Origin of the sequence: Pseudomonas sp. HN2-3 (genome assembly GCF_020691745.1) — a bacterium.
In the GTDB taxonomy this organism is placed as follows: domain Bacteria; phylum Pseudomonadota; class Gammaproteobacteria; order Pseudomonadales; family Pseudomonadaceae; genus Aquipseudomonas; species Aquipseudomonas capeferrum.
Genome location: NZ_CP085704.1, coordinates 3,036,352 through 3,049,377, shown reverse-complemented (window position 1 = coordinate 3,049,377; position 13,026 = coordinate 3,036,352). Strand labels below are relative to the sequence as shown.

The 13,026-nt window shown below is 59.8% G+C and carries 7 protein-coding genes and 1 pseudogene; all 8 read right to left on the bottom strand.

The features are described 5' to 3' along the window. Window positions 1–2: 2 nt before the first annotated feature. The 8 genes and pseudogenes from LJX93_RS13785 to LJX93_RS13750 all read right to left on the bottom strand — a co-directional run bounded on the left by LJX93_RS13785 (window position 3) and on the right by LJX93_RS13750 (window position 12,743). Window positions 3–2,234, bottom strand: a complete 2,232-nt coding sequence (locus LJX93_RS13785) for an Ig-like domain-containing protein (protein WP_033697985.1) — start codon at window positions 2,232–2,234, stop codon at window positions 3–5. A 32-nt stretch (window positions 2,235–2,266) separates the two neighbouring features. After that, window positions 2,267–3,595 (bottom strand): hypothetical protein, encoded by a 1,329-nt coding sequence (locus tag LJX93_RS13780; protein WP_033697984.1) that lies wholly within the window; start codon window positions 3,593–3,595, stop codon window positions 2,267–2,269. 234 nt (window positions 3,596–3,829) lie between these two features. Continuing rightward, window positions 3,830–4,966 carry a DUF6708 domain-containing protein gene (locus tag LJX93_RS13775; RefSeq protein WP_227696062.1) on the bottom strand — a complete coding sequence of 379 codons (1,137 nt, stop codon included), beginning with the start codon at window positions 4,964–4,966 and terminating at the stop codon, window positions 3,830–3,832. After that, window positions 4,966–5,709, bottom strand: a pseudogene (locus tag LJX93_RS13770) (hypothetical protein); the annotation flags it as partial. The pseudogene LJX93_RS13770 and the gene LJX93_RS13775, both read right to left, overlap by 1 nt. Before the next feature lie 164 nt (window positions 5,710–5,873). Beyond that, window positions 5,874–7,010, bottom strand: a complete 1,137-nt coding sequence (locus LJX93_RS13765) for a DUF6708 domain-containing protein (RefSeq protein ID WP_227696061.1) — start codon at window positions 7,008–7,010, stop codon at window positions 5,874–5,876. Continuing rightward, on the bottom strand, window positions 7,010–9,682 hold the full coding sequence (locus LJX93_RS13760) for a T6SS effector BTH_I2691 family protein (RefSeq protein ID WP_227696060.1): 2,673 nt from the start codon (window positions 9,680–9,682) through the stop codon (window positions 7,010–7,012). Before LJX93_RS13760 ends, LJX93_RS13765 begins: the two co-directional genes overlap by 1 nt. Before the next feature lie 8 nt (window positions 9,683–9,690). Beyond that, window positions 9,691–10,569, bottom strand: coding sequence for a DUF4123 domain-containing protein (locus LJX93_RS13755; protein ID WP_227696059.1), 879 nt, complete (start codon window positions 10,567–10,569; stop codon window positions 9,691–9,693). Beyond that, a complete protein-coding gene (locus LJX93_RS13750; protein ID WP_047583210.1) occupies window positions 10,569–12,743 on the bottom strand; it encodes a type VI secretion system Vgr family protein in 2,175 nt (724 codons plus the stop codon). Before LJX93_RS13750 ends, LJX93_RS13755 begins: the two co-directional genes overlap by 1 nt. Window positions 12,744–13,026: the final 283 nt, after the last annotated feature.

Sequence of the window (13,026 nt, the reverse complement as noted above, 5' to 3'; positions counted from 1 at the left end):
TTTCACTGCACGACTACGTTGACGGTGCGGGTGGTGCCTGGGCTGGTGGTGATGGTCGCCGTCGGCGCGGCGGTCGGGATCACCGTGGTGCTGTTGCTGACGGCCAGGCGCCAGCGGCCGGTGACCGGTACCGTGGTGGTGCCCAATGTCTGCACGCCTGTGGTGGTGGTGACCCGCACGGTAACGACGTTGCCGGTGGTCACCGATGAGGTGCCGCTGATGTCCCAGTTGTAACGGTTGTTGGAGCGTGCCGTGACCGTGGCTGCGGTGACCGCGAAGGTCTCGGCGGCGGGGCGTGGCGACACGTTGACGGTGACGGTGGCGCTGTTGGACAGCGCCCCCAGCGCGTCACGCACCTGGTAGGTGAAGGTGGTGGTGAAGGCCGTCGTGACGGTCGCCGGTGGTGTGTAGGTGACAGTGGTGCCGTCAGTGCTGACGGTCCCTCTGCCTGCCGCCGGCTGGGTCACACTGGCAACCACCAGGGGCAGATTGCCTTCTGGATCGGTAGCGCCGGCCAGCGCGTTGATGGTGAGCGCTACACCGAGCGTGGCGACGGTTTGAGCGGCTGCGGTCGGCGCCTGGTTGGGTGCGACATTGACCGTAACCGTTGCCGGTTCCGACTTCAGGCCTTTGGCATCCACGGCCCGATAGCTGAAGGTGGCCACCAGCGGTTGCGTGGCCCCGACTGGCGGGGTGTAGGTCACCGACGTGCTGCCGTTGAGTACCACGCCGCCCAGGCCGGTACCCGGTTGGGTCAGGTCGCTGATGGTCAGCGGTACGTTGCCATCCGGATCGCTGTCGTTCAGCAGCAGGTTCAGGCTCAGCGGCACCCCGACACTAGTGCTGCCAATATCGGCCTGGGCCAGCGGTGGCTGGTTGGCGGCTTCGACAGGCGCATTGCCCACCACCACTACAGGCTCGACATCGCTGCCGCCATGGCCAGATTTGACCGTGACGGTCGCAGGCGGCTGGGCAATATCGTTGACCGTCAGGCTTTGCAGCGTGCCGGACTTGGACAGCCGTCCGTAGCCTTGGGCCACCAGGTCAGGGATCGCCACTTCGTCGCTGGAGCGGGCTTCGATGAACAGGCGTTTGTTGGCCCAGTCGTAGCGTGCGGTGCTTACCTTGACCACATCGCTGAGCTTGCTCGACAACGCCGTTGGCTGTGTGGTGCCGGTGGCGCTGCTGCCGGTAACCACCACCACCGGTGGCGGCGCGGCCTGGCTCAGTTGCTGGCTGAAGAACAGCCCGTTGTTGTCCGGCAGCAGGCTGAACTGGCAAGGCGAAGGCGGTGAGCCGATCAATGCCAAGCCATTGCGCATGCACACGCTGGCATTGTTGGGCGCTTTGGCAAAGACCTCGACACGGGTCCCGGCGCCGTTGCGCGAGTAGGTGGCACGTTCCAGGGTGACGGGCGTTTGCGCGCGTTGATCGAGCACTTTGCCGGACACCGTGAAGGCGTTGGTCTGGATGGCGCCAGGTGGGCCTTCGATGCGCACGAAGTTGGTGTTGAAGGGGCTGCCGACCACCGCTTCGGTGATGTTCGGGTCGCCGATAAAGGTTTCGGTCGAGCCGGTGTCCGGGTTGACCGCCGTATAGGGGCCGCCGACGCCGCGTAGCCAAGGCCCGAGGTTACCGTTGAGTGGCCCGCGGAAGTTGCCTGGCGCGCCGATACCGATGTCGCGGGTGATGTTGATCGCCCGCCGCCCGGCCGTGGTGACGTTGACCGTCTCTACCCCATAAGGGTGGGTAATGGTGTAGACGCCTGTGCGCGGCACCGAGGCGCGGATTCGGATGCGGGCAAAGCTCTGCTGGTCGCCGTCCACCGGGTTCTCGGCGGCAAACGCCGCTTCCAGGCCGGCGACGTATACTTCCAGCTCGTAGCCACTGTTGCCTACCTGCGGTATCTCGGTCTCGGCCAGGAACCAGAACATCTCTGGCGGCCAGTTATCGGGGAATACCAGCGGCAGGGTATCGTCATAGATGCCAGGTTCGGGCAGCAGGGTGCACATATAGGCAGGGGCGCCGGGGCCACCAGGTGCTCGGGTGCTGGTGGCCCGCGACTGGCACAACTCCAGCGACAGGTCGTTGGCGTCCTTGTACCACATGGGATAACCGCCAGTGGCAAAGGTGTACGGGCCTGGGTCGACATCGGACAGCGCAGCAAAGGCGGCGCTGGTGACGGTGAGGGAAAAACCGGCGGCGAACAGCGCACGGCGTGGCCAAGTGTTCATGCTGCCTCCTTGAAGGCTGAGCCTTTGTCTGTTCATGGCACCAGCACCACGTCTTCGCTGTCGCTGCCACCATTGGCGCTGGTGACTTGCACCTTGGCCGGGGGGATGGGCGAGAGGGTTGTGCTCAATGTCTTCACGGCGCCGTTGCCACTGAGGTTGCCGATCAACGTGCCGTTGGCGGTGTGGGCGGTCAGCACAGGCGGGCTGGTTTCATCGCTGGTGCTGGCGACCAGCGTCAGCTGGCCGGTTGACAGGCGGTATTCGGCCTGGGTGATGGTCACCAGGTCGGTCAGTGGCAGGTTGGCTGTGGTCAGGCTGCTGGTCGGGATGGCCACACTGTTGTCGGCGGTCAGCACCAGCGTTGTTGGCACCGCTGGGTTGAGAACCGACTGGGCATACCAGGCACCGGTGCCGTTGGCTTCGGTCAGGCTCAGGTTTGGGGTCTGGCTGGTCAGGGTAACGGTCGCAGGCGGCGGCGGGGCCATGACGAACACATCTTGCTGGGCGCGCAGGTCGCCATTTTCGGCACGCCGCGAGTAGGTGGTGCGTAGCGGCATCAACGGGGTAGGCAGGGCGACGTTGGAGAGCTTGCCCGAGATCGAGAACAGCTCGGTACGCAGGTCGATGCCGCCGGGGCCTTCGATGCGCACGAAGTTGGTGTTGAACGGGCTGCCGGTCACACGCTCTTCCAGGTTCGGGTCGCCGATGAAGCGTTCGCTGCCCTCGGTGTAAGGGCCGTTTACGCTGCGCAGGAACGGGCCGACATCGCCTTTGAGCGCACCGGTAAAGTCGCCTGCACCGGCGATGCCGATGTCGCGGGTCATGTTGATTGCCCGACGCCCGCCGGCCGGTACATCGAACACATCGACACCATAGGGGTGGGTGACCACGTAGGTGCCTGCCGTCGGCACATCCACCCGGATCCGCACCCGGGCGAAGCTGACTTGATCGCCTTCGACCGGTTCTTCGGCGGCGAACGCCGCCTCGATGGCCGTGCCGTAGCTCAGGTCGATGCCGCGTGCCGCGTCGACGATGGCGGCGTCAGCGGTAAACCAGAAGGCCTCGTCGGGGAAGTTGGTGGGGAAGGCGATGGGTTGGGTGTCATCGAACACCCCGGGGGTTGGCAGCAGTGTGCACATGTACGCCGGTGCGCCGGGCGCGCCGGCGGCCCTGGAACTCACCGCTTTGGTCAGGCACAGGTCGAGGGTCCGACCGTGGCTATCCTGGTACCAACCTGCAAAGTTGCCGTTGCCAAGGTTATAGGGACCGGGGTCGACAGCGTTCAACGCAGCCTGCGCCGGGAGCTGGAGCATGCCGGCGAAAATCGCCACTGCCAGCGGGTGGGGTATCGGTCGGTGCATGAGTCAATTCCTCCTGCAAACGGGCCCATGGACTTGGGGCGTCTGGCAGGAGATCGGCAATAGGCGTGCCAAACCGTGGTTGTCGGGCTGCAGGCCTTGCGGCGCAAGGGCTGCAGACTTTTCGTCAGGTTTATCGGCAACTTGCCTATGGGCCCCGTATCCCCAGCATTGGGGGTTGGGCCGGTGGTTGCGACCCACTCCCTAGAACCGGTTGGGCTTGTGCGTAGCCCGCTTCTATGTCGGCGTTTTTGGCGCTTTGGGTGTACGCGGTTTACGTGGCTTTTTCTCTGGGCGCTTGCCAGGTTTGAGCTGCCAGCGGTCGGCATTGGCCAGCAGGCGTTCTTGGATTTCGGGCGGGTAGTCACTCAAGGTGGTGGGTGAAGGTACTGGTTTACCGGGCAACCCGGCCTCACGGATCACCTTCGGCCAGCGGGGTCGCCAGCACAGCAGCAGGCTGATCCAGTGCGCGCTGCCGATGATGACGAAAGCGGGCCAGACCATGAGCATTACGAGTTTGAACAACCAACTGCTATTGCGGAAGAACCGGCCAAGGCCTTCGAACTGGGCGCTGAATGCCTGGATGGGCGAGGGTAGCTGGGTACTCAAGCGGGGGCGGGGGACGGCGTGCGGGCCTTCTTCCATGTAGCGGCGGATGAATTCCCATTCATCACGGAGTTCACTGCCGCCCTGGCCTTGTTTGCCGAGTAGGGCGATTTCAATGTGGGGAAGGCTGGTGCGGCTGGGATGCCAGATCAGGCCAAGTCTCATTCCCACGCTGAGCGAGTCATCCTCTGGGTAGAGTCCTGTACTTCCGGTGGTTTTCCAGGGAAATGTTACGATGCCGCCGCAATAACTTGGTCTATGCAGGTGGACCTGTTGTGTTATTCGGTTGAAGCGAATGAGCAGATGGCGGCTGGTCAGCATTTCCAGTCGGGTTAGATGTATGCCATATTTCGAATACAAGTAAAATATAGTGGCCGAGATAAATAACATTATAAGTGTGGTGAGTATCGTGATTAATGAGCGGCTTTCGTGATCGGTTATGTCCATCCATATAAAGCCAATGGTCATGATTGCAGACATAACGATGATCGGCGCAATCCCTCCAAGAGTCGCGAGCGTAATAAGACCACGTTTTTCTTCAGACCCTCCGCATCGAATTTCCAGAAATATCTCGTTAAAAGCGAAAACGGGACCTCTAGTATGAGGCGTTTCGCTTACGGATTGGAAATGCATCTCTTCTTCTAAGTCACGCTGGTAAAAATCTTGATCAGCACGTTTTTCCGCAGGAGTCATCTCTGCTTCGAGCGCGTCGCGTGCAGATTCAGACTGGGTTGCCATTCGCCAAAATCCCCATTCGATCAAATACATTATGAAACCTCCCTGAACGCTGAATGCAATGCTATTAATTCTTCCTGTTTTTCATAGGCATTTGAGCTTCTTCCAATGCGAAAGCTACTGTGCTTGCACCACTTTTCCAAGCTGTCGTCTTCAAACAAATAAATCAATATCGTTAGGGCTAGGCCTGCCCAGAAGGCACCTAAAACTAAGCGGGCAAGTACTAGGCGGGCGGTTTGCGTTCCTAGTGATTTGGCGAGTGATCCGGCGGCAGAGGCCAGCATCCTTACAAACTTAGTCCTAGCGTTACGGGATAAATGGTCAAAAAGTGGTTTGGCAATTGCGACGGCTGTTCCCAATTCAACCAGTGTGAGTGTGATAGTCGCCGCCGCTCGTACAAAATAGGTAATAGCCAAGAGCTTGGAGTTTTTTTTGCTCTGTCCGATAGGTCCATCCAGACTATTCTTGAAATGCTCAGATGCATCCGCAAAATCCCACCAAGCCAGCACGAAGCCTCCCATCCCAGCCAGACCAGCCCCCCAAAGCTTCAATCTCCCCAACGTCGCCGCAGCGCCTCTCCTGGTCACGCTATTCGCGCCATACCTCACCACCACCTGATCCACATAACTGTCGCCAACTTCAAACCCGGCCGCAGCCGTGGTCATGGCCGCTGCCAAAAGCTCGGTCTTCACCCGCGCATCACTGTCGGGCAGCTCTCGTGCCTTGAATGCCATCAGCATTCCTTCCAGTAGGCAAACCAGCCCGGAGACACGCACTTAGCGACAGGGCTGTTACGTAGTGCTGGGCGGTAGCCGGCTGTAACACGTCTGCCCAGTTCGAGCGTTTGGGTGAGCGAGTCCATGGGTGTGTGCCTCAGGCCTTGGTGCGCAGGTATAGCTGCACGTTGTCGATAAGGGCGGTCCGCTGCTTGCGTGAGCTTTTATGTCGGTATTTTTCGCGCTTTGGGTGTACGCGGTTTACGTGGCTTTTTCACTGGGCGCTTGCCAGGTTTGAGCTGCCAGCGGTCGGCATTGGCGAGCAGTCGCTCTTGGATTTCGGGCGGGTAGTCACTCAAGGTAGTGGGTGAAGGCACGGGTTTACCAGGCAAACCGGCCTCACGGATCACCTTCGGCCAGCGGGGTCGCCAGCACAGCAGCAGGCTGACCCAGTGCGCGGTGCCGATGATGACGAAAGCGGGCCAGACCATGAGCATTGCAAGTTTGAACAGCCAACTGCTATTGCGGAAGAAACGGCCAAGGCCTTCGAACTGGGCGCTGAATGCCTGGATGGGTGAGGGCAGTTGAGTGCTCAGGCGGGGGCGGGGGACGGCGTGCGGGCCTTCTTCCATGTAGCGGCGGATGAATTCCCATTCATCACGGAGTTCACTGCCGCCTTGGCCTTGTTTGCCGAGTAGGGCCATTTCCATGTGGGGAAGGCCGGTACGGCTGGGGTGCCAGATCAAGCCAAGTCTCATTCCGACGCTCAGCGAGTCGTCTTCTGGATCAAGACCTGTGCTTCCGGTGGTTTTCCAGGGAAATGTTACGATGCCGCCGCAATAGCTTGGTCTATGCAGGTGGACCTGCTGTGTTATTCGGTTGAAGCGAATGAGCAGATGGCGGCTGGTCAGTATTTCGAATCGGCTAATTTTTATGCCGTATTTTGAGTAGAAGTATAATGCAGCTCCTGAAACCAACCCCAAGACAATTGTAAGTACCACTCCTAAAAAAGAGTTTGGGCCGGGCCTGGTGATATCTAGCCAAATAGAACCTACAGCAATAACTATTCCAACAATGATACCGGGTAAGATTCCGCCTAATGTGATAAGGGTGATAAGGCCTCGCTTGTCTTCGGAGCCGCCACAGCGCATTTCAAGAAATCTCTCATTGAAAGCAAAAATAGGGCCGCGTGTGTGAGGCTTGTCGCTGACCTGTTGAAAATGTATTTCTTCTTCCAAGTCACCCTCATAATAATCTTGGCTAGAGCGTCTTTCTGCAGGTGTCATTTCTGCTTCGTACGCCTTCCGTGCGTTCTCTGACTCTGTTGCCATCTGCCAGAAGCCCCATTCAACCAAGTACATTATAAGGCCTCACTGAAAGCTGCATGGAGAGCGCTCAACTCTTCTAGTTCCTCAAAGAGTTTCGAATTTTTTCCGATCCGGAAGCAGCTGCGTTTGCACCACTTTTCCAAAGCATCGTCTTCAAAAAGATAAATTACTATCGTCAGGGCGAGACCTATCCAAAAAGCTCCCAGTACCAAACGCGCTAGTAGGAGGCGAGCAGCTTGTGCACCCAATTTTTTTGCAAGCACTCCCGACGATGAGGCCAGCATTCTTACAAGTTTAGTTTTTGCGTTGTGAGATAGATAGTCAAAAAAAGGTTTGGCGATTGCGATGGCTGTTCCTGCCTCTGCGAAGGAAAGTGTAATAGTTGCCAGGGATCTCAATGCATAAGCGGGGGCCAAAGCTTGGGATTTTGTTGTGCTTTTCCCGTTAAGATCGTCTTGACGATAGTTAAAATGTTCAGCCGCATCGGCGAAATCCCACCACGCCAATACCATCCCTCCCATGCCCGCCAGACCAGCCCCCCAAAGCTTCAATCTCCCCAACGTCGCCGCAGCGCCTCTCCCGGTCACGCTATTCGCGCCATACCTCACCACCACCTGATCCACATAACTGGCGCCAACTTCAAACCCGGCCGCAGCCGTGGTCATGGCCGCTGCCAAAAGCTCGGTCTTCACCCGCGCATCACTGTCGGGCAGCTCTCGCGCCTTGAATGCCATCAGCATCCCTTCCAGTAGGCAAACCAACCCGGAGACACGCACTTTGTAGAAATCACTGTTGTTGGCCTGCATCAGCCCTTCAGCCCAGGCCTGATCCAGATAGCGTGCAACCTGAGCACCGCTGCGCTGTGCATTCAGTGGTTGCCCACTGCGAGCAGCGTCGCCCAGGCGAATGTCGACAGCCGTTTCATGCACCGAGGCAAACAATGTCAGGCGCAGGCCATGGTGCAGGGCACGGTCCATGCTGTTTGGTGACCCGGTACGCAGCACCTGCCGTCCCAGCGCGACGTACCAGGCATGCAAACCGATGCTGGCAGTGCTGTTCCTGCTCTGTAGCTCCTCATACAGCGTATTGATACGCCCGAAGGCATTCGCCGCAATGTGCGCTTGGCGGGCGAGCGCTTCACGCAACACGAACGATGTCTCTGCCGGCGGTTCGGCCTTGGCCGCTTCCTGCAACGCTGCTAGCGCTTCCCGGATGTCGTCCTGGTTATAGGTGATGCCGCGCATCGCCAGGTTGCAGCGGTCCGCCACATCGCTGCGCCACCAGTGGTCAAGGATGGCCGTGCCCAGTTCGCTGAGCTCCATGCCGATCACGCACTGGCCGGTCTGTTCGGCAAAGGCCAAGCCATTGATCAGGTCGGCGTTGTCGTAGCGGTCCAGCGTTTGTAGCAAACGCTCGCTTGTCACCCAGTGGGCATGGTCCTTGGCGCGGTCCTGTGCAGCCTGCTGGGCCTGCTGCATCGCCTGCTCGAAGCCTTCGAGCTGATCGTGCATGGCCTGGCGGTCGACCAGATGGCCGTATTTATCGTCGAACTTCTTACTGAATTCGCCAGCATCCTGACGGGCCTGGACCTTGGCACGGACTTCGCGCTCGAACTGCGCGAGATGAGGTTTGATGCGTTCGTCATGGGCGTCGGCCTGTTGCCTTGCGCGTTCGGAAAACGCATAGAACTCCACGGGCGTGGCTGGCTGGTTGCGGATGGTCTCAGCCATGACCTGACGCTTGACGATCTGCTCAGCTACCATCTGCGGGTAGAGCTTTTCTATTTCCAGGAACGACTGCGCGACCAGCAATTTGCGCTCGTTGTCCACGCCAGGTTCCACGGTGCGCTGCAGCCATGTCGTCTTCACCTCGTCGACGGCTGCGTTGCGCCAGGCATTGAGCTCCTGAGTGATGCCGATGGCGTCTTCGATCACGATGGCGGCGCCACGGGGTTTGGTTTGATTCATAAGCGGCGCCAGGGCTTGCCGTGAGGCATGCGGCGATACGATCTGGTCGTTGTTGAATGGCTGCAGGTCCAGCAGCGCCTGCAGCTGTGCATCGTCTTGCGCCTTGAAGTCAGCCACCCAGCCCAGTTGATCGTGCTTGAGTACGTTTGGCTGAGGCGGTGCATCCGAAGGCTGGATGAAGCGGGCGATATCGATGGAGGGCAGGCTGTTGCGATATTCGTCTTCCAGCACGCGGTAGTTGTCGAGCATGCGCGGCGTGAGTGGGGAGGGGCTGAACAACGGGCGCAGTTCCTGGATGTCGTCCAGGTCGTAGAGGGTGATGGTCCAACCGAAGGCGCTCAGGATTTCGTCCAGGTTGCCTGTGCTGGGGGCAGGCTCCCAAGGGGCGTCGGCGTTGATGTACAGCAGTGAGCCATTGGGCGCTACGCGGTACTGGCTGTGCCATTCGTAGGCCGGCGCGCTGTAGCGTTTGATCAGCAGGTAGAGAAAGCCTTCGCGCAGCGGGCGGATGGCATAGCTGGAGTGGGTCAGTTCACCCACATCCTGAAAGGGGCTGAGGTAGCCTGGCAACTTGGGCAAGCGGGCGCGCTGTGCCGAGTTGCCGCCGATAGCGGCATAGCGCAGGGGCAGCAGTTCGAAACGGCGTGTGCAATCGGCGACAGGGCTGTTACGTAGTGCTGGGCGGTAGCCGGCTGTAACACGTCTGCACAGTTCGAGCGTTTGGGTGAGCGAGTCCATGGGGGGCCTCAGGCCTTGGTGCGCAGGTATTGCTGCACGTTGTCGATAAGGGCGGTCCGCTGCTCGCGTGTCGCAGCGATTGCGTCCTGCCAGGCCGGTGATGTGCTCAGATGTTCACCGTCGCGCGCCGTCATCAGTACATAGGTGATGAGGTCCTCCTCACGGTCCAGGCCTTGCTCACGTGCCCGATCGAGGTAGTGCTGGATCAGGCCAACCCGTGTGCCGTGGCAAGCAGCGGCCAAGGTGGGGCAGGACTGCTCGCCCTTCAGTATCTCGGCAAGTTGATAGCTCAGTGGGTCTCCCGCCAATGCAGCCCAGCAGTTATCGTCCAGCGTGATGGGCGTGATCTGTGCAGGTGGCGCTTGGTTGCCGCCGGCTATCTTCAACCACAGTGTTTTGTGCGGGTCCGCCACGGGTGCCCACCAGTGATAGATAGGCGCCAACCACTCGCTGACCCCAGGCAACTGGCGGTGTGCAGCCAGCACGCCAAGGGCTGCAGCGGTGTGGTAGCGCATAAGGTACGCGTGGCCATCTGCACCGGTGACGATGTTGGCCTGGCTCAAGTGTCGGGCGAGCAGGCCAGGTGGCAACGCGCTGACTATCCAGCCGCATACCGCACCCACTGCGCCTTGTTCGAGCTGCCATTGAAAGTCGTATTGGGCTGAGACATCAGAACCGGGGCGCGAACCGAATAGCCAGGGCCCTACTGCTCGCAAGTTGCTGAATTGAGCTTGCTGCAACAGTGGCCAACAGCGCCCCGAGTAATACTCGGTCAGCTCTTCACGAATTTGAGGTGAAAGATCGGCCATTTCGACAATGGCGCTCAGGCGATACCGATCGGAGGTTCTCAGTACCTCGACCAGTGCTCTGACGAAAGGGCTCGGCATCAGTGGGTGCCCCCCATGCGGATCATGTTGTGGCCGTCCGCGATCGCTTTCAGCATGCAGCTGAGGCAAATGGGCTCGCCGGGCTCCGGTATGCCGGCGGTCGACGTTGTACGTTGGCTGCCCACTGCCTGCTGGCTGACCGGCCCTCTGAACGCGAGTGCCACGCCATCCAACGTCACACCGGCCCCATCGATCCGCAGCAGCCCGCCCGGGCTTCTGATTGTGAGGCTCTCGCTGACCTGTATGTCGTACACCTTGGTGGTGTGCCGGATGGCTTCCCCGGTTTGCAATAGGTTATGACCTGCCACCACTTGTTCGAGGTGGCCACCGATCTCTACCGTGTGGTTGGCTTTGGTGAAGTCCTGGCGGTGATTGCCAACTTTTTCGATCCGGTCCTGCCCTGTGACGATGGTATGGGTTCGGCCGATTGACAGGCTGTCGTCATTACCAATTTCGTGTACGCGGTTCTGGCCAATGCTGAGTGACTCGTCTTGGGCGACATCTTCCCGGCGGTCCCGGCCAATCGAAATCGTTTCGTCTTGCTCCACGCGTTCGGCGCGATCGTTGCCGACCTGCGTGGTTTCGTTGTGCTTTACAACGTTGTTCTGGTCCCGTTCTGCGTGGATGAACACTTCTTGTCGGCCCAGTTCGTCTTCGAAGCGCAGCTCGTTGTAACCACCGCCCTTGTGGGTCTGGCTCTTGATGGTCATGCGCGTCTTGTGTTCGGGCAGGTCGTAGGGCGGAAGCTGATTCCCGCAGTAGGTACGGCCGGTGATCATCGGCTGGTCCGGGTCGGCGTTGACATACTGGATGATCACGTCCTGGCCGATACGCGGGATGGCCATCGAGCCCCAGCTACCACCGGCCCAGCCTTGCGAAACCCGCACCCAGCAGGAGCTGAATTCATTGTTCTCGCTCTCCCGGTCCCAGGGGAAGCTGACCTTGACCCGGCCCCACGAATCGCAATAGATCTCCTCGCCAGGCGGGCCGACGACGGTTGCCATATGCGGGCCGTCGATGCGCGGCTTGGCCAGCGGCGCCGGGCGCCACTCGGCTCTGCCCGGCACCAGCACTGCGGCCTGCGAGTAACGAGTACCTTGCTGGGCGCCCGCGGCTTCCTCCTGCAGGCTGGTAAACTGGGTACCTTCATGGTGCACGTTGATCACACGCCAGTGCACGTTCAAGTCGTCCCGAGGGTGCTCGATCAGGGTGAAACTCAGCCCCGGTTGCAGGCGCACATCATCGCCTTCCACTTCGGCAATGCGGGCATCATGGCGCAGAGCGGTGATCCGGGTGGCCGTGAAGGGCACGCCGACAGCGTCACGCTTGTAGCGGCCGGGGTAGTCGAAGTACTCGTACGCTGTAGATTGATGTTTCAGGTCACTGGCTTCTGCGCGATGCTCCTGCCGGTAGGCCGGGTTGGTGAAGGTGTAATCCCGTTGCACCTGGCGCGCAGTACGCACCTGCTCGCTGTAGCGCAACCGGTGCAGGCAAGGCATGGCCTGGTCCCCACCCCGGTTGGAGCGGTACAGCACCTGGTTGGGGTCGATGTCGTCGTCATCGAAGCCTTCATCGTCGTCGCGCTGGATGACACCACGGCTGATCTGCCCCAGCCACAGCAAGCGGTCGGTGAAGAGCAGCATGTGTTGCTTCGGCGTGTGCTCGAAGCGGTAGACGAACCCTTCTTCGGCAGCCAGGCGGGCGATGAAAGCGAGATCGGTTTCACCGGCTTGCACGCAGAACTCGCGTACTTGATGCTCGCCGCTGCTGTTCAGCTGAAAATGAAGGATGCCTTGGCGCTTAAGCATGATTTCAAGTATTTGCGGCACGGTCTTCTGCTGGAAGATGCGCCAGTTGGAGCGCAGCCCGGCGCGCGCCAGCATGGGTTCGACCAAGGCGCGATAACGTGTGCGGCAAAAACCTGTGTCGCCTTGGCTGAAGGTGCTGACCAGGCCGTGCACGTAGCGCAGCGCGCGCTTCCCACGCCAAATGGTAAACAGCACAGGTTTGTCGAGCAGTTGGCCGAAATCGACTTCATCGTCGAAGCTGATCAGCTCCAGGTTCAGCTGGTAGGGTGTACTTATCGCTTCGTTGAGTTCGAACGAAACCACTTCGAATTCACTCTGACCAGCCAGCGGCTGGAAGGTGAAGTAAAAGTCGGACTGGCTGGGCATGCGGATTCCCTCGAAAGTCAGGCAGCGTCTGCAAAGGGCATGGGCCACCCGCGCGATCAGACGTAAGCATTTAGCTGGAGCCTGAACACTAACGAGGAATCAGTTCACTGGAGAGTATTGAGCGTCCTAAACAGTTGTAGGAAGTTTCGTTTTCTACTTTGCTAGGAAACTATTGGTTGCGGCTAGAGAAGGCGGTGGGTGCTTTAAAGTGCCGGGTGTGAAAAACCTTGGCGAGCCACGGATTCCCGCAGCTGGGCTTTAGCTGTGGCCAGAAAGTCAAGCA